This window comes from [Ruminococcus] lactaris ATCC 29176 (assembly GCF_025152405.1).
Taxonomy (GTDB): domain Bacteria; phylum Bacillota; class Clostridia; order Lachnospirales; family Lachnospiraceae; genus Mediterraneibacter; species Mediterraneibacter lactaris.
In genome coordinates, this window is record NZ_CP102292.1 from 776403 (window position 1) to 794246 (window position 17844).

14 protein-coding genes and 1 other annotated feature (1 of these 15 cut by a window edge) are annotated in these 17844 nt (G+C 43.0%); all 14 genes read left to right on the forward strand.

Annotated features, from left to right (window positions below; genetic code table 11):
- Positions 1–48: a binding site (T-box leader), on the forward strand; it begins 180 nt to the left of the window's first position.
- A gap of 73 nt (positions 49–121) precedes the next feature.
- The 14 genes from pheS to NQ541_RS03675 all read left to right on the forward strand — a co-directional run bounded on the left by pheS (position 122) and on the right by NQ541_RS03675 (position 17819).
- On the forward strand, positions 122–1141 hold the full coding sequence (gene pheS / locus NQ541_RS03610) for a phenylalanine--tRNA ligase subunit alpha (RefSeq protein WP_023922114.1): 1020 nt from the start codon (positions 122–124) through the stop codon (positions 1139–1141).
- A 94-nt stretch (positions 1142–1235) separates the two neighbouring features.
- Positions 1236–3656 (forward strand): phenylalanine--tRNA ligase subunit beta, encoded by a 2421-nt coding sequence (pheT, locus tag NQ541_RS03615; protein ID WP_005609250.1) that lies wholly within the window; start codon positions 1236–1238, stop codon positions 3654–3656.
- A gap of 130 nt (positions 3657–3786) precedes the next feature.
- Positions 3787–4815, forward strand: coding sequence for a tRNA preQ1(34) S-adenosylmethionine ribosyltransferase-isomerase QueA (queA, locus tag NQ541_RS03620; RefSeq protein ID WP_005609249.1), 1029 nt, complete (start codon positions 3787–3789; stop codon positions 4813–4815).
- Between the two features lie 1065 nt (positions 4816–5880).
- Positions 5881–6909, forward strand: a complete 1029-nt coding sequence (locus NQ541_RS03625; RefSeq protein WP_259936499.1) for an Rpn family recombination-promoting nuclease/putative transposase — start codon at positions 5881–5883, stop codon at positions 6907–6909.
- An 829-nt stretch (positions 6910–7738) separates the two neighbouring features.
- On the forward strand, positions 7739–8845 hold the full coding sequence (locus NQ541_RS03630; RefSeq protein WP_005610528.1) for a cobalt-precorrin 5A hydrolase: 1107 nt from the start codon (positions 7739–7741) through the stop codon (positions 8843–8845).
- 20 nt (positions 8846–8865) lie between these two features.
- Entirely contained in the window at positions 8866–9669 is an 804-nt protein-coding gene (gene cobK / locus NQ541_RS03635) for a precorrin-6A reductase (RefSeq protein WP_005610530.1), read from the forward strand.
- A 7-nt stretch (positions 9670–9676) separates the two neighbouring features.
- Positions 9677–10204: a cob(I)yrinic acid a,c-diamide adenosyltransferase gene (locus NQ541_RS03640; RefSeq protein WP_005610531.1), complete on the forward strand. Its 528-nt coding sequence runs from the start codon at positions 9677–9679 to the stop codon at positions 10202–10204.
- A gap of 55 nt (positions 10205–10259) precedes the next feature.
- Positions 10260–11426, forward strand: a complete 1167-nt coding sequence (gene cbiD / locus NQ541_RS03645) for a cobalt-precorrin-5B (C(1))-methyltransferase CbiD (RefSeq protein WP_147644465.1) — start codon at positions 10260–10262, stop codon at positions 11424–11426.
- Positions 11423–12181: a precorrin-2 C(20)-methyltransferase gene (locus NQ541_RS03650; RefSeq protein WP_005610533.1), complete on the forward strand. Its 759-nt coding sequence runs from the start codon at positions 11423–11425 to the stop codon at positions 12179–12181. Before cbiD ends, NQ541_RS03650 begins: the two co-directional genes overlap by 4 nt.
- Complete coding sequence (gene cobM, locus NQ541_RS03655) at positions 12178–12936, forward strand: precorrin-4 C(11)-methyltransferase (protein ID WP_005610534.1); 759 nt, start codon at positions 12178–12180, stop codon at positions 12934–12936. Before NQ541_RS03650 ends, cobM begins: the two co-directional genes overlap by 4 nt.
- On the forward strand, positions 12933–13679 hold the full coding sequence (gene cobJ / locus NQ541_RS03660) for a precorrin-3B C(17)-methyltransferase (protein WP_005610535.1): 747 nt from the start codon (positions 12933–12935) through the stop codon (positions 13677–13679). The genes cobM and cobJ overlap by 4 nt, the downstream gene beginning before the upstream one ends.
- A gap of 52 nt (positions 13680–13731) precedes the next feature.
- The gene (gene cbiE, locus NQ541_RS03665; protein WP_005610536.1) at positions 13732–15009 is read left to right on the forward strand and encodes a precorrin-6y C5,15-methyltransferase (decarboxylating) subunit CbiE; all 1278 of its coding nucleotides are present in this window, start codon (positions 13732–13734) and stop codon (positions 15007–15009) included.
- Positions 15006–16439: a cobyrinate a,c-diamide synthase gene (locus NQ541_RS03670; protein ID WP_005610537.1), complete on the forward strand. Its 1434-nt coding sequence runs from the start codon at positions 15006–15008 to the stop codon at positions 16437–16439. The genes cbiE and NQ541_RS03670 overlap by 4 nt, the downstream gene beginning before the upstream one ends.
- 48 nt (positions 16440–16487) lie before the next feature.
- Positions 16488–17819 carry a hypothetical protein gene (locus NQ541_RS03675; protein WP_005610538.1) on the forward strand — a complete coding sequence of 444 codons (1332 nt, stop codon included), beginning with the start codon at positions 16488–16490 and terminating at the stop codon, positions 17817–17819.
- Positions 17820–17844 lie beyond the last annotated feature (25 nt).

Genomic DNA, 17844 nt, shown 5'->3' on the forward strand with positions numbered 1-17844 from the left:
GTTGCAGGAAGCAGGGTGGTACCGCGAGTAATATACCTCGTCCCTTTGGGGGACGGGGTTTTTTTGTAGAAAAAATCAATCGAAGAAAGATTCGTCCCTGTTGAGCAGAAAGGAGTAAATGATGAAAGAAAAACTGGAACAGATCAAAGCGGAAGCAGTCGCAAAAATTCAGGAGGCTGACGTTCCGGAAAAGCTGAATGATGTACGTGTTAAGTTCCTTGGAAAAAAAGGAGAACTGACAGCCGTATTGAAAGGAATGAAAGATGTTGCCCCGGAGGAACGTCCGAAGGTAGGACAGCTTGTAAATGATACAAGAGCAGCCATTGAAGAACTTTTAGAGGAATCAAAGGCAAAAATGGAAAAAGCGATCCGTGAAGAGAAGATGAAAGCAGAAGTGATCGACGTTACTCTTCCGTCTAAGAAGAACAACGTAGGACACCGTCATCCGAATACGATCGCACTGGAAGAAGTAGAGCGGATCTTTGTCGGTATGGGATATGAAGTAGTGGAAGGACCGGAAGTAGAGTATGACCTTTACAATTTTGAAAAACTGAATATTCCGGCAGATCATCCGGCAAAAGATGAGCAGGATACTTTCTATATCAATAAGGATATTGTACTGCGTACACAGACTTCTCCGGTACAGGCACGTGTCATGGAGCAGGGGAAACTTCCGATCCGTATGATCGCACCGGGAAGAGTGTTCCGTTCTGATGAAGTAGACGCAACACATTCACCGTCCTTCCATCAGATCGAGGGACTGGTCATTGACAAAGATATCTCCTTTGCAGATTTGAAAGGTACATTGGAAGTATTTGCAAAAGAGTTGTTTGGACCGGATACGAAGACGAAGTTCCGTCCGCATCATTTCCCGTTTACAGAGCCAAGTGCAGAGGTAGATGTAAGCTGCTTCAAATGCGGTGGTAAAGGATGCCGTTTCTGTAAGGGATCAGGCTGGATCGAGATTCTTGGATGCGGTATGGTTCATCCACATGTGCTGGAGATGTGCGGAATCGATCCGGAAGAATATAATGGATTTGCATTTGGTGTAGGTCTCGAACGTATTGCGCTTCTGAAATATGAGATTGATGATATGCGTTTATTATATGAAAATGATATCCGTTTCCTGAAGCAGTTTTAGTGAACGAAAAAGAGAAATTACAGGGAAAGCGGGCAGGCTTCAGTCCTGAGGATACAGGAATAGAAGCAAAGGCAGATAGAAAAGGAGATAGAACATGAATACTTCATTATCATGGGTAAAAGCGTATGTGCCGGAGCTTGATGTGACAGCACAGGAATATACAGATGCAATGACATTGACAGGAACAAAAGTAGAAGGTTTTGAAAAGCTGGATGCTGACCTTGACAAGATCGTGGTTGGTCAGATCGAGAAGATCGAGAAGCACCCGGATGCAGACAAGCTGGTGATTTGTCAGGTGAATGTGGGAACTGAGACAGTTCAGATCGTAACAGGAGCAACCAATGTATTTGAGGGAGCAAAAGTTCCGGTTGTACTGGATGGCGGACGCGTTGCAGGAGGTCATGAACCGGGACAGCGTGTTGCAGGTGGAATTAAGATTAAAAAGGGAAAACTCCGCGGAGTACCGAGTTATGGTATGATGTGTTCCATCGAAGAACTTGGCTCTACAAGAGATATGTACCCGGAAGCACCGGAGAATGGAATCTATATTTTCCACGATGATGTCCAGGTAGGAGCAGATGCGGTAGAAGTACTGGGACTGCACGATGTAGTTTTTGAGTATGAGATCACTTCAAACCGTGTAGACTGCTACAGTGTTGTCGGAATTGCAAGAGAGGCAGCAGCTACATTTAATAAAGAATTTAAGCCACCGGTTGTAACAGAGACTGGAAATAATGAAGATGTCAATGATTATGTAAAAGTTTCTGTAGAAAATACAAACCTTTGTTCAAGATATTGTGCGAGAGTTGTAAAGAATATCAAGATCGGCCCTTCACCGGAATGGATGCAGCGGAGACTGGCATCCGTTGGAATCCGTCCGATCAACAATCTCGTAGATATTACCAATTATGTAATGGAAGAGTATGGACAGCCGATGCATGCATATGATCTGGATACACTTGCAGGACATCAGATTGTAGTAAAGAATGCAGCAGAGGGTGAAAAGTTTACGACACTGGACGGACAGGAAAGAACGATGGATCAGGATGTCCTTATGATCTGTGACGGAGAGAAAGCAGTTGGTATCGCCGGAATTATGGGCGGAGAAAATTCCATGATCACAGATGATGTAACAACAATGCTTTTTGAGGCAGCCTGCTTTGACGGTGTAAATATCCGTAAGTCAAGTAAAAGAGTGGGACTGCGTACAGACGCTTCAGGTAAATTTGAAAAAGGACTTGATCCGAACAATGCAATGGATGCCCTGAACCGTGCGTGCCAACTGGTAGAAGAGATGGGAGCCGGAGAAGTTGTCGGTGGAGCTGTAGATGTATACAGCAAAAAGAAAGAACCCGTACGTGTGCCATTTGATGCGGCAAAGATCAATCGTATGCTGGGGACAGGCATCTCGGAGGAAGAGATGATCGGTTATTTCAAAAAGATTGACCTGGGCTATGATGCCGAGACAAAAGAAGTGATCGCACCGACATTCCGTCACGATCTGTTCAGAATCGCAGACCTGGCAGAGGAGGTTGCACGTTTCTATGGATACGATAATATTCCGACAACACTTCCTGACGGAGAGGCAACGACAGGTAAGCTGACCTTTAAACTCAGGATTGAGCAGGTGGCAAGAGATATTGCAGAGTTCTGTGGTTTCAGTCAGGGAATGTCCTACTCATTTGAAAGCCCGAAAGTATTCGATAAACTGCGTCTGCCGGAGGATTCACAGCTTCGTAAGACAGTAGATATCATGAACCCGCTTGGAGAAGACTACAGTGTAATGCGTACGACTTCCCTGAACGGAATGCTGACTTCTCTTGCAACGAACTACAACAGAAGAAATAAAAATGTACGACTGTATGAACTTGGAAATGTATATCTTCCGAAATCCCTTCCTCTGACTGAACTGCCGGAAGAGAGAATGCAGTTTACACTTGGAATGTACGGAGATGGAGATTTCTTTACAATGAAAGGTGTTGTAGAAGAATTTTTCGAAAAGATCGGTATGCATGAGAAAGAGAAATACGATCCGGATGCCGGAAAGACTTATCTTCATCCGGGACGTCAGGCCAATATCATTTATGATGGAAAAGTGGTAGGATATCTTGGTGAGATCCATCCGGAGGTAGCAGATGCTTATGGTATCGGAGAGCGTGCTTACGTGGCAGTCATCGATATGCCGGAGATTTTACCGTATGCTACATTTGACAGAAAATATACAGGAATTGCCAAATATCCTGCAGTGACAAGAGATATCAGTATGGTAGTGCCTAAGAAGATCCTGGTAGGTCAGATTGAAGAAGTGATCGAAAAGAATGGCGGGGCACACCTGGAAAGCTACAAATTATTTGACCTTTACGAAGGTGCACAGATCAAAGCAGGATTTAAGTCTGTTGCTTACTCTATCGTATTCCGTGCGAAAGATAAGACACTGGAAGAGGCAGAGATCACGGCAGCCATGAATAAGATCCTGAAGGGTCTTGAAGATCTTGGAATTGAGCTTAGAAAATAGTTCAGATTGTTCGCGAAAATAAAAAGAAAATGCATCGTCTGCAACCGGCAGGCAGTGCATTCTTGAAGTGTAAAAATATAGAAGAGAAGCTGCCGGTAGCAGATTCTCTGCGAAAGAAAGGAATAATACAGTGAAGACAAGTGATTTTTATTATGATCTGCCTGAGGAACTGATTGCCCAGGATCCGTTGGAAGACCGTTCTTCTTCCAGATTGCTTGTGCTGGATAAAAAGACCGGAAAGACAGAACATCACGTATTTCGGGAGATCACAGACTATCTGAATCCGGGAGACTGCCTGGTGCTGAATGATACAAAAGTAATCCCGGCACGACTGATCGGTGTAAAAGAGGAGACCGGAGCTAAGATAGAAGTGCTTCTGCTTAAAAGGGGTGCGGATGATGTATGGGAAACGCTTGTAAAACCGGGAAAGAAAGCAAGACCGGGAGCAAGGATCAGTTTTGGAGACGGTCTTTTAGTCGGAGAAGTCATGGAAGTCGTAGAAGAAGGAAACCGTCTGATCCATTTTGAATATGATGGCATTTTTGAAGAAATTCTGGATCAGCTAGGACAGATGCCTCTGCCTCCGTACATTACCCATCAGCTTCAGGATAAAGACCGGTATAATACAGTTTATGCGGCTCATTCCGGTTCTGCGGCGGCACCGACAGCGGGACTGCATTTTACACCGGAACTGTTAAAAGAAATCGAAGAAAAAGGTGTTGATATTGCCCGGGTGACGCTCCATGTAGGACTTGGAACGTTCCGTCCCGTGAAAGTAGATGATGTGGAAAATCATCATATGCATTCGGAATTCTATATGATTGATGAAGAGGCGGCGGACAAGATCAACAGAGCAAAAGAAAATGGACATAAAGTCATCTGTGTGGGAACAACGAGCTGTCGCACAATCGAATCAGCCGCAGATGAAAATGGAAAGCTGAAAGCATGCAGCGGATGGACAGAGATCTTTATCTATCCGGGATATCAGTTTAAAGTATTAGATGAGCTGATCACGAATTTCCATCTGCCGGAATCAACTCTGGTAATGCTGGTATCGGCACTGGCAGGAAGGGAGCATGTTCTTGCGGCATATGAAGAAGCTGTAAAAGAAAGATACAGATTCTTCAGTTTTGGTGATGCGATGTTCATCAAAGATTAAAAATTCTTTCTGTGGTTGGGTGAATTAGTAGTTGTTGGGGAGACACGCTTGTAAAGAAAAAGACTTCTTTATGGCGAAGCGGACGCAGAAAGCAGGATATTCCTTCGCAGTGCAGGCCCGCTTTACCTCAGCCCGTTGACCGTTTGTAACTCGAAAGTGGAAATCTTCGTGCAATGGCACTCGATTTACTTTCTCTAACAAACGCTGCAAAGTGTCTTCGGAACGCTCCTTGCTAATGCACCTGCTCAGGAACACCCTGCTTTCCGCTGGTAGTCACAGTAAGAAGTTTTTCCAACTCCACAGCGTATTCACTCAACAATGCAAATTTCCAAAGGATAGAAAAAGCCGGATGGCTATTGACTAAGATATTCGATCGTAAATATTAGACAGTAAATATTGTATTTACTATTTGACAAATCATTCATCTTAGACGATAACCTTCCGGCTTTCTACTTCTTATTGAAATTTCGTATTGTTGAGAGAAAATGTCCCGGTGCGAGAAAAGCATTCTGATTTGAAAATCCAATATCCGCCCTTGCTGTTGCGTGAGCAGTGCATTGACAGGGAGCGTTCCGAAGACACTTTGCCCAACTTGTTAAGGAACGTAAACAGGAGTGCCTCTGCACGAGTGTTTCCACGTTCCTTAACAAGTTGTCAACGGGCTGAGGTAAAGCGGGTCCTGCACTGCGATGCAACAACAAGTGTGGATATGGACGCTCTTCTATTAAAAACTTTCCAACTGCCAAATCATTTTCATTCCAACAATTACAAATTTTATACTTATTTCATACAAACTTTAAACTCTTTTAATTGATTTTTCCCTTACACTATCTTATACTCATCTCACATCAAAATCTCAGACAGATTTCATTTTCATTTTCTATGTCTGATGTCCAATAAGTAGAAAATTTCAGGACAATCTTTAAAGAAAAGCTTTTGAAAAAGTCCTTTAAAGATTTATTTCTGAAACCTTACCACGGACGCATCTCGTATTTCAAGACCATTTCGGTCAGAGATTTTCATTTTGATGATAACGATTATATTTTTGTTAAGGAGGACTTGCCTATGGGACAAGCAGATGTAAATGTTAATCTTTGGCTTAAGGATACGAAACGGTTCGCAGACCTGTTCAATGCCATTTTATTTCATGGGGAAACCGTGATCCTGCCGGAGAACCTTCACCCCAGCCCGGAGACAACCGCAGTCAGTCTTCAGGACGCTCAGGGGAAAAATGTTGTAAAAAAGCAATACCGTGATATCATCATGAACTGGCAGGATCAGGCTGTGCTGATGCTGCTGGCGGTGGAATCACAGACTGCCATTCATTACGCTGCACCGTTGAAAGTAATGCTCTATGACAGCATGGAATACGCAGAACAGGTGCGGGTCAAATGGAAAGAACGTCCGCCCCGTCTTTCTTCGGCTGAATTTCTTTCCCGGTTTCAAAAGAATGATAAACTCATCCCGGTGATTACTTTGATCTTCTATTATGGGACAGAGGAGTGGGATGGACCTTTGGAACTGCATCAGATGTTCGATCTTGGTACAGAAAAGAACCATGCAGAACTGATGAAAAAGTACCTTCCCAATTATCACATTAACCTCGTCGATGTCAGAAGACTGAAAAATTTAGAATCTTTTCAAAGTGATTTACAAATCATCTTCGGTATGCTACAATGTAGTCAGGATAAATACGCATTGCGTACATATGTGGCAAATCATAAAGACTATTTCCAAAAGCTGGATCTGGAGACTTATCATGCACTTGGAGCATTCTTAAATTCCCGGCAGCTTATGGAGATAAACGTAGAAAAGAACGAAAGGGAGGAACTGGATATGTGTAAAGCACTGGAAGATATTTATAATGACGGCGTTCAGGATGGAATTGAACAGGGCAGACAATCGGGGATTGCCGAGGGAGAAGCTCATGGAAAAGAGCTGGGTATTACAGAGGGCAAGGAATTGGGAAAAGCTTCCACAAAGCACGATATCGCCTTCCAAATGCAAAAGCTTGGGTATCCTTTGGATGCCATTGCAGAAGTACTGATGGAATCGCTGGATAGCGTGCATAAAATTCTTTCTGTGGTTGGGTGAATTTGTATTTGTTGGGGAGAAAATATCCCAGGAGCAGGAATTGTTTCTGACAGAAGAGCGTCCATATCCACACTTGTTGTTGCATCGCAGTGCAGGACTCGCTTTACCTCAGCCCGTTGACAACTTGTAACAGGAACGTGGAAACACTCGTGCAGAGGCACTCCTGTTTACGTTCCTTAACAAGTTGGGCAAAGTGTCTTCGGAACGCTCCCTGTCAATGCACTGCTCACGCAACAGCAAGGGCGGATATTGGGCGTTTCAAGTCAGAAAGCTTTCCTCACACCCGGACATTTTCTCTCAACAATACGAAATTTCGATAAGAAGTAGAAAGCCGGAAGGTTATCGACTAAGATAAATGATCCCTCAAATAGTAAATATAGTATCTATCATCTAATATTTACTATCGAATATCTTAGTCAATAACCTTCCGGCTTTTTTATCTTTTAAATCTTGTATTGTTGAGTGAATACGCTGTGGAGTCGGTATAACTTCTTATTGAGATGGTCAGCGGAAAGCAGGGTGTTCCTGAGCAGGTGCATTAGCAGAGAGCGTTCCGAAGACACTTTGCAGCGTTTGTTAGAGAAAGTAAATCGAGTGCCTTTGCACGAAGATTTCCACTTTCGAGTTACAAACGGTCAACGGGCTGAGGTAAAGCGGGCCTGCACCGCGAAGGAATATCCATGCTTTCCGCGTCCGCTTCGCCACAAAGAAGCTTTCTGATTTACAAGCGTATCACCCCAACAAATACAAATTTACAACTTATTTCTCTCATGCTAAAATATTAAAGTAGCAAGGTCGAATAGAAGAAAGTTCAGAGAAAGCAGCTAAAATGGACAAGATGATAATTTTTAGTTTTACAGGAGAAGGCACGCAGTTAAACAGGAAACTGAACCAATTTTGTAAAAGAAATGAGATTCTGGTGGAAAGCTATTCAGTGGAAAGGTATGCAGAAAATGGAGTCCTGCCACTTCCACAGAAAAGACAGGAGTTTATCAGAGAAAATTGGGGAAAGAGCGGATTTATTTTTATCGGGGCGGCTGGCATAGCTGTCCGTTGGATCGCACCTTTTGTAAAGGATAAGTTTACAGATTCACCGGTACTTGTCATGGATGAAAAGGGAAAGTATGTAATTCCGATCTTGTCTGGTCATATAGGCGGTGCGGTTGAACTTGCAGAGCAGATCGGTATGTGGATAGAGGCAGAAGTCGTTCATACGACAGCGACTGATGTGCAGCAGAAATTTGCAGTAGATGTTTTTGCCAGAAAATATCATCTGTTGTTTAAGGATCGGAAGAAAGCAAAAGAAATTTCAGCAGCAGTACTTGAAGGAGAAAAAATAGCATGTCTGATCGAGGATCAGGATATTATAATAGAAGGAAAAATTCCAAAGGAGCTTATTATCTGTAGATCCCGGGAAGTATGGGAACCATATCCGTATAAGGTGAAGCTGGAAAGTTTCAGAGAGAAGAGAACGGAGAAAGTGGAAGAGCCGGGGAAAATGAAAAATCCGGATGCAGAAAAAGAGGGGTTCCTTTTGCTGAGAACCCGTAATATTGCAGCCGGGATTGGATGCAGAAAAGGCGTATCCGAGGAAGTGCTGGAACAGGGGCTTAAGGAAGTACTGAAGGAATATGGATTAGAGATGGAGCAGCTCTGTGGACTTGCCAGTATTGATCTGAAAAAGGAAGAAACCGGACTTTTGCAACTGTCAGAAAAATATAAAATTCCTTTTGTAACTTATAATGCAGATGAGTTGATGAAAATTAGAAGTGTATCAGATTCATCGGATTTTGTGAAAAAGGTTACGGGAGTGGATAATGTATGTGAACGTGCGGTGAGAACTTATGTACCAGATGGAAAACTGATCTGTCCAAAATACAGAAAAGAAAAAATGACAGTTGCACTGGTGGAAGAACCAGTCAGAATCCGTTTCTGAAGGAGGAAAGAAAAAGGAAAATGAGAGAAAAAGAACGGAAATTATTACTTTTTGCAGGAACGACAGAAGGGCGGATGCTGGCTGAATATTTATCGAAAAAAAGAATCGCATGCTATGTAAGTACTGCCACAGAATATGGAAAGAGTCTTCTACAGGAGGAGCAGCTCTCGGATATTATAATCCTTGCAGGGCGGATGAATGAGGAGGAAATAAAGACATTCCTGACAGAGAAAAAAATTGATTGTGTTGTTGATGCGACCCATCCATTTGCAAAAATTGTCACGGAAAATATCGTGAATGCCTGCAAAGAGACGCAGACCGGCTATATCAGGTGCCTGCGGGAGATGGAAACTTCCAGTGAAGATCTGGCAGGTCAGGAGCAGGTGAGAGTTTTCGAATCTGTCAGAGAGGCAGCCGAGTTTTTAAGTACGACAGAAGGAAAGATTCTGATTACGACCGGGAGCAAAGAATTGAAAGAATATACAAAGATCGGAAATTATCAGGAAAGATGCTTTGCGAGGGTGTTATCGACAAAAGCAGCGATGGAAGAAAGCGTGAGGCTGGGGTTTGAAGGTAAGCATCTGATTGCTATGCAGGGACCGTTTTCGGAAGAAATGAATCTTGCATTGCTTCATCAGACCCGTGCAAGATATTTTGTCACGAAGGAATCCGGAAAAGCCGGTGGATTTGAGGAAAAGCTGAAAGCAGCAAAAAAGGCAGGAGCTGTACTGATCGTGATCGGGAGACCACAGGAGAGAGGAAGGAGTGTTCAGGAAGTCTGCCATTTTATAGAAAGTAACTTTGGAAAGAAAGAACAGGAGTAAAAAGTGGATGGAAAAGGGATTGATTCATATTTATTGTGGCGATGGAAAAGGGAAAACTTCAGCGGCGATCGGATTGGCAGTGCGGGCAGCGGGGAATGGAATGAAGGTTCTGTTTACGCGATTTTTAAAGACGGAAGATTCGGGAGAATTGAAAATTCTGGATCAGATCAGCAGGATTGAAGTGATTCATCTCAAGAAATCATTTGGCTTTTATAAAACTCTTTCAGAACAGGGAAAGAAAGAAATGTCCGAGATGTATTTTCGCCTTTGGAAAGAAATTTTGGTTAAGGCAAGGAAAGAAGAATATGATGTACTTGTTATGGACGAATTTATGGCAGCATACAATTATGGGTTGATTCCAAATGAGGATGCGATTACCTTTCTGAAAGAAAAACCGGAAAGGATGGAAATTGTATTAACCGGGAGAAATCCGGACGAGCGGCTGATTGAACTGGCAGATTATGTATCGGAGATCAAAAAAAGAAAGCATCCGTTTGACCGAGGAATCTATGCAAGGAAAGGGATTGAATACTGAAAAAGCATTATGAAATACTGAGAAGGTACTGAAAGATTGAAAAGGCGGTGAGAAAGTGGTGTATGAGATTGGAAGGACAAAATCCGGACTGAGAATGGGATTTACAACAGGAAGTTGTGCTGCTGCAGCAGCAAAGGCGGCAACTTATATGCTGCTTTCAGGAGAGACAATCCAGCAGGTAAAGCTGATGACTCCAAAGGGAATAGAACTTTATCTGGATGTAGAGAAAATTCGGCAGACAGAAAAATTCGTGGAGTGTGCCATAAGGAAATATAGCGGAGATGATCCGGATGTGACCAATGGATTACTGGTTTTTGCAAGAGTAAAAAAGGAACGGCAGACAACAGATACTGCATTTTATGAAGGAAATCTGAGCCTGGAAGGAGGAGTTGGCGTTGGACGGATCACGCATCCAGGACTGGAGCAGAAAGTAGGACAGGCAGCAATTAACCAGATTCCGAGAAAAATGATTTTTGATGCAGTTCAGGAAATTTGTCTGCAAAAGGGATATCAGGGAGAACTTTCTGTTGAAATTTCTATTCCGGAGGGAGTAGATGCAGCGAAAAAGACGTTCAATCCGAGACTTGGTATCAGAGGCGGGATTTCGGTTCTTGGAACAAGTGGGATCGTAGAGCCTATGAGTGAAAAGGCACTGACAGATACAATTTATCTGGAAATGAAAATGATTCGGAGCAGTGGGTATGAGAGGTGTTATATTGTTCCGGGAAATTATGGAATGGATTTTCTGACAGAGCAGTTAGAACTGGATGCAGAGCTTACCGTAAAGTGCAGTAATTATGTGGGAGAGGCTATTGAAGATGCAAGACTGCTTGGTATGAAGGGAATCCTTCTTATTGGTCATGTAGGAAAATGGGTCAAGCTGGCGGCAGGTGTAATGAATACACATTCACGGCAGGCGGACTGCCGGATGGAAGTGCTGGCAGTTCATGCAGCCATGCAGGGAGCAGATCGGGAAAGTGTATGCAGGATCATGCAATGCCTGAATACGACAGAAGCCCTGAAAATCATCCGGCAGCTTGGAATATTAGAACCGGTTATGGCAAGCGTGATGGATCGGATTGATTTCTATTTATCGGGAAGAGCCGGGGGAGAATTTGAGATCGGTGCAATCATGTTCTCAAATGAGGATGGAATCCTGGGAAAAACTCCGAATGCAGAACAATTACTGGAGCGGATTCAAAATGAAAGGAAGCAGAAATGACGAAAGGGAAACTGACAGGTGTAGGGGTCGGTCCGGGAGACCCGGAACTTCTGACATTGAAAGCGGTCCGGAAGATCAGGGAAAGTGATGTAGTTGTTCTTCCGGTGTCAGACAGAGGTTTGGAAGTACCGGTATTTTCAGGAGAGAATGAAAGAGAAGAGGACGGACTGAACAATTATCAAAATAGATGTGTCGCTTATCAGATTGTAAAAAAGGCAGTTCCCCAGGTAGAAAAGAAATTAAAAATGTATTTACCTGTGCCGATGATAAAAGAAAAAGACCGGCTGAAAAAAATTCATGATATGGATGCAGATAAGGTCTGTGAATTGCTGGAAGAGGGTAAGAAGCTGGTTTTTCTTACGCTTGGTGATCCTTCCGTTTATTCAACTTATATGTATCTTCATAAACGGATTTTGAAAATGGGTTATGAAGCAGAAATGGTTCCCGGAATTCCCTCTTTTTGTGCGGCTGCATCGAGAATCAATGATTCACTGGCAGAGAAAGAGGAACAGATTCATATTATTCCGGCTTCTTATGAGATTGGGAAAGCTCTGGAACTTTCAGGGACGAAGATATTAATGAAAGCAGGAAGAAAATTGCCTGAATTAAAAAGAAGATTACAGGGACGGTCAGAAAAGGTCGTTATGATAGAAAATTGTGGAATGGAGAATGAAGCGGTTTATCAGGGGGCGGAGCGTATCCCTGAAGAAGCCGGCTATTATACCTTGCTGATTATGAAGGAGGAAAAAGAATGATTACATTTGTCGGAGCGGGACCGGGAGCAGAAGATCTGATTACTGTAAGAGGGCAGAATAAACTGAAAGAAGCGGACGTTGTGATCTATGCAGGTTCACTTGTGAATCCGGCATTGCTGAAGATGTGCAGAGAAGAGTGTGAGATTTATAACAGTGCAGAGATGACACTGGAAGAAGTAATGGAGGTCATGATCAAAGGAGAGAGTTCGGGGAAAAAGGTCGTGCGTCTGCATACGGGAGATCCCTGTCTGTATGGTGCAATCAAAGAACAGATGGATGAACTGGACAGACGGAAGATTCCATTTGAAGACTGTCCGGGAGTCAGTTCTTTTTGTGGGGCGGCAGCAGCATTGAAAGCAGAATACACTCTGCCCGGTATTTCCCAGTCAGTGGTTATTACAAGGATGGCAGGAAGAACACCTGTACCGGAAAAAGAATCAATCCGAAGTTTCGCGGCACATCAGGCGACCATGGTATTATTCTTAAGTACCGGTATGTTAGAGAAGCTGTCAGAAGAACTGGTTGCAGGCGGATATCAGGAAGAAACTCCGGCGGCGATCGTGTATAAAGCGACCTGGCCGGAAGAAAAAGTAATGCACTGTACAGTTGGAACACTGGCAGAAACTGCAGAGAGGGAAAAGGTCACCAAGACTGCACTGATCGTAGTTGGAAATGTACTGAACACAGAATATGAAAGATCAAAATTGTATGATCCGGCATTTACGACGGAATTCAGGAAAGGAAAAGAAGTATGAGTACAGTTTATGTGGTTGGTCTTGGACCGGGAGCAGGAGAACAGATGACGGTCAGAGCGGAGAAGATACTGGAGGCGTGTCCTGTGATCCTTGGATATACGGTATATATTGATCTGGTCAGAGAGCAGTACCCGGAAAAGAAGTTCCTGAGTACACCTATGAAGCAGGAAGTGAAACGCTGTCAGATGGCATTTGAAGAAGCTGTGAAAGGGCAGGATGTTGCAATGGTGTGCAGTGGAGATGCCGGAGTGTATGGAATGGCAGGGCTGATTTATGAAGTGGGAAGAGAGTATCCTGAGATAAAAATTGAGATTATTCCGGGAATTACAGCGGCTACCGGAGGAGCAGCAGTATTGGGAGCACCGCTGATGCATGATTTTGCGGTGATCAGTCTGAGCGATCTGCTGACACCGTGGGAACAGATTGAAGAACGTCTGGAGGCTGCGGCAAAAGCAGGATTTGTGATCTGTCTTTATAATCCATCCAGTAAAAAAAGAGCAGACTATCTGCAAAAAGCATGTGATATTTTTCTGAAATACCGTCGCCCTGATACAATTTGTGGGTTTGTGAAAAATATCGGAAGAGAAGGGGAGACTTATCAGATATTGCCGTTGGAAATATTAAGGGAAACGGCAGTTGATATGTTTACTACAGTTTATATCGGAACTGAAAAGACGATGGAGTTAAATGGAAAAATGGTAACTCCCCGTGGATATAGAGAGATGAAAAAAGAAAAGGCATGAGAAAAAGATCATGAGCAAAAAGGAATGAAAAAAGCACAGGGAAGAGCGAGGCATGAGAGTAGATAAGAACAGAGAGAACAGCGGAGAAAAAAGAAGAAAGATATTTTTGACAGGAATTGGAATGGGAATGCCGGAAATGTTGACTGCCCGGGCAAAAGAAGTGATTGATCAGGCAGACTGCCTGATCGGTGCAAAGCGGATGCTGGAATGTGCAAAGCGGATTCTTCCTGGTGAGATGCAGGAGAAGAAAAAGATGATGGTGGAATACCGTCCAGAGCAGATTGCAGAGATTATAAAAGCGGAAAAGGAAGATTGGAAAATCGGGATTCTTCTTTCAGGGGATATTGGATTTTTCAGTGGAGCAAAAAAGCTGGAAAAGGTACTGGAAGGTTTTGCAGATGAGGTAATACTGGTCCCGGGAATTTCTTCGATTGTATATCTGAGTGCAAAAATCGGGATTGCATGGGAGGATGCAGCAATCATCAGTCTTCACGGAAAAAATGAAAATTTTATACAGACGATTGATAAAAGAGAAAAAACCTTTCTTCTGCTTGGAGGAACGGATGCCGGAAAAGTGTTTTATAAAAGAATGCTTGAGTATGAGATGAATGAAGTAAAGATCCATATCGGAACAAATCTTTCTTATGCAGATGAATGCGTAAGATCTGGTGTACTTTCTGATTTTCAGGAGGAGGATTTTGAGGGATTAACAGCAGTGATGGTTGAAAATCCAGTTCCATCTAAGGCGACAGGACCGCATAGAAAGGACGAAGAGTTTCTACGTGGAAAAGTACCGATGACGAAAGCAGAAATCCGGGCAGTGAGTGTTGCACAAATGGAACTGACAGAAGATGCTGTTGTCTATGATATAGGGGCGGGAACCGGATCAGTTTCAGTGGAAATAGCATTGTCAGGAGAAAAAATAAAAGTCTATGCGATTGAAAAGAATCCGGAAGGAGTGGAACTGATCCGGCAGAACAGAAAAAAATTCCGTGTGGATGGAATCAGGATTATTGAGGGAAATGCACCTGAGGTACTGGAAGGCCTGGAAATGCCAACGCATGTATTTATAGGAGGAAGTTCAGGAAATCTGCGTCAGATCATAGAGAAGGTGACGGCTGCAAATCCGGAAGTGAAGATTGTATTGAATGCAATTTCACTGGAAACACTTGGAGAGGTGATGGAACTTTCAAAAGATGGTCTTTTAAAAGAAATTCAGGTGACTCAGTTGTCTGCAGCACGTTCCAGAATCCTCGGAGATTATCATATGATGACAGGTCAGAATCCGGTTTATATTATCCGGTCTGAAAGGAGAGCGACAGAAACATGAAAAAAATACCGAGGATCTTACTGGCAGCAGTGTCAAGTAACAGTGGAAAGACGGCAGCGGCCTGCGGTATGATGTCTGCTTATGTGCAGCAGGGACTGAATATAAGGAGCTGTAAATGCGGACCGGATTATATTGATCCAATGTTCCACAGGGAGGTGCTGGGAGTCGATTCTGAAAATCTGGATCTGTTCTTTTCAGATGCAGAAGAACTGACAAAGAATTTTATCCGGCATACGGAGGGAGCAGACCTTGTGATAGCGGAAGGCGTTATGGGATATTATGATGGAATGGGTCTGGATACAGTCAGGGGAAGTTCTTATGAGATTGCTTCTGTGCTGAAGTTTCCGGTTATTTTAGTTGTGAATGCACGTGGAGCGGCAATGACGCTGGCGGCAGTACTGAAAGGAATGACGGAATATGTACCGGAAAGCAGGATTTGCGGAGTCATTTTAAATCAGATATCCGGTATGCTCTATCCAAGACTGAAGCAGATGCTGGAACAGACTTTACAGAGGATGAACCACAGTGAGATCAAAATTGTGGGGTATTTGCCGAAGGCAGATCCATTCGTGCTTGAGAGCAGGCATTTGGGGCTGGTGACACCGCAGGAATTACAGGGATTGAAATTACAGATGCAACAGGCAGGAGAGATTGCAAACGAGACGTTGGATCTGGAAGGAATCAGAGAGATTGCAGAAAGAGCAGAAGAACTGAAATGGCAGCAGGAAGATCTGAAGTGGCAGCAGAGGGATGCCTGTTTTCTAAAATCATCCTTTTCTGCTGATCAGGCTGAAAGTGGAGAGAAGAGAAAAAAGCGGATTGCAGTTGCAAGAGATGAAGCGTTCTGCTTTTATTATAAAGAAAATCTGGAAATCCTGGAGTCGATGGGGTGTGAGCTGATCTGTTTTAGTCCGTTGCGGGATAAGCAGCTTCCAGATGGAATAGAGGGAATGATCTTTGGAGGTGGGTATCCCGAGTTGTATGCACAGCAGTTATCGGAAAATAGAAGTATGTTGATGTCAGTAAGAGCGGCATTGGAGAAACAGATTCCCTGCCTGGCAGAATGTGGAGGATTTATGTATCTTCACGAAAAAATAAGAGATCGGGAAGGCAAAGAATGGTCAATGGTTGGTCGGATCAGGGGAATTTCATATCCTACAGGAAAGCTTGTCAGATTCGGTTATGTTAATGTGATTCCGATGAGTGAAACCTGTAAAAAGGAGTGGCTGCCGGAGGGAACAAGCCTGCGTGGACAGGAATTTCATTACTGGGACAGCACAGAAAATGGAGAAGACTGTATGGCTGTGAAACCGGATGGAAAAAGAAGCTGGAGCTGTATTCATGCAGAACCGGGTCTTTTTGCGGGATATCCTCATTTATATTATCCATCGAACCGGGCATGGATCGAAAATTTTCTAAAGTGCAGGTAAAGTAAAAAAAGAGTAGACAAAAGTGAAAAGCAGAGGAATGGAAAAAATATGGAATATATGAAAAATACCAGTTATTTTTTTGTTCCGTTTAAGTATGAAAAATACGAACGGTTTAAAGATTTGACCCGGATGCTGGATGAAAGTGATTCATGGGATCTGGTGCATGATGAGATCATTTATATGATGAAGTATGTTGCAGATAAGCTGGACAGCCGCAAACCGGAGCAGTGTCTGTGCTTTCATTATGAATGGAATGGCAGAAAAAGAGAAGATTTTTCAGGATTGAAAGACTGGTTTTCGACCCAAAAGCACCCGTTTCAGGGGACAGAGATCAGCTTCAGGTTTCAATTAATCGGAATCCAGCTCTATTGTTTCAGTACTTCTGTATGTATTATGGTATTTCAGGTACAGTTTGAGAAAAATGATCCCAACTATATTGCTTCGGCAGAGTATTATCTGAAAAAGGTCGGAAGAGAGAAGATTTTTTCTGATCAGAATCCCAATGAGATTACATTTTTGAAAATCGCAGAAAAGCTGATGCGAGAAGTAGAAGAAATCGGTACATTTGATTATTTTTATTATGCGAATCCTTCCACTGAGCGGGCAAATGTTCTGAGTTATCTTGAAATGGAGAAAAAAGAAGATTATCGAGAAGACCTCTTTTTTCTAAGGTATTGCTATAGCGAGGGGTTCTTATATACAGAAGATCAGGAGCGAGAGAAAAAAGAAATATATCAGTCTTCGCACGATATGATCTGGGGAGTATCCCAGGAGGCGGCAGTCTGTATTACCTGTCCTGAAATGGGGAGAGGAACATTCATCAGAACGACATTTTACAGGAATTTTAATTATCAATATCTGTATATGTATATTTTACTGCTGCATCAAAAGTATGTACTGTATATGTTTCTGACAGAAATTGGAGTGGGAAGGTATAATACCCTGGAAACTCTGGAAGAATATAGAAGAAGGCTTTATGAATTTGAGGCAGATTTTGTGTTTTCGTGTGTGACAGAAGTAGCACAGTATCAAAGACTGTATGACAGGATGACAGATGTATTTGCATTAAAAGATATGTATGAAGATATCAATGAGCCAATACGTGCATTGACCGAGGAAAGAAAAAGAGAAACGGAGGAAGAACAGAAAAGCAGAGAGGCAAAGCTGAATCGATCTTTGTTATTTCTTTCGATCCTGAGTGTCTTTTCGGCTCTGATTGACAGCTTTGATTTTTCAGCTTCCTTTTTAGGAGGAACATTGAAGTTTGGTCCGGCAGTAGTACATGGTGTCCAGGGAGTCTGCATATTGCTTATTTTTCTGACTGCGGCCGGAGTTTTGAAAAGTTTATTCGTTTCAAAAAAAGAAAAACTGAAAGAATAAGAGAAAAGAGAGGTAAAGGAGAGTT

Coding starts and splice junctions, on each gene's coding strand:
- pheT (WP_005609250.1), top strand. CDS start 1,236: ATGAATACTTCATTATCATGGGTAAAAGCGTATGTGCCGGAGCTTGAT.
- cobK (WP_005610530.1), top strand. CDS start 8,866: ATGAGAGAAAAAGAACGGAAATTATTACTTTTTGCAGGAACGACAGAA.
- pheS (WP_023922114.1), top strand. CDS start 122: ATGAAAGAAAAACTGGAACAGATCAAAGCGGAAGCAGTCGCAAAAATT.
- cobM (WP_005610534.1), top strand. CDS start 12,178: ATGATTACATTTGTCGGAGCGGGACCGGGAGCAGAAGATCTGATTACT.
- cbiE (WP_005610536.1), top strand. CDS start 13,732: ATGAGAGTAGATAAGAACAGAGAGAACAGCGGAGAAAAAAGAAGAAAG.
- NQ541_RS03670 (WP_005610537.1), top strand. CDS start 15,006: ATGAAAAAAATACCGAGGATCTTACTGGCAGCAGTGTCAAGTAACAGT.
- cobJ (WP_005610535.1), top strand. CDS start 12,933: ATGAGTACAGTTTATGTGGTTGGTCTTGGACCGGGAGCAGGAGAACAG.
- NQ541_RS03650 (WP_005610533.1), top strand. CDS start 11,423: ATGACGAAAGGGAAACTGACAGGTGTAGGGGTCGGTCCGGGAGACCCG.
- NQ541_RS03640 (WP_005610531.1), top strand. CDS start 9,677: ATGGAAAAGGGATTGATTCATATTTATTGTGGCGATGGAAAAGGGAAA.
- NQ541_RS03675 (WP_005610538.1), top strand. CDS start 16,488: ATGGAATATATGAAAAATACCAGTTATTTTTTTGTTCCGTTTAAGTAT.
- NQ541_RS03625 (WP_259936499.1), top strand. CDS start 5,881: ATGGGACAAGCAGATGTAAATGTTAATCTTTGGCTTAAGGATACGAAA.
- NQ541_RS03630 (WP_005610528.1), top strand. CDS start 7,739: ATGGACAAGATGATAATTTTTAGTTTTACAGGAGAAGGCACGCAGTTA.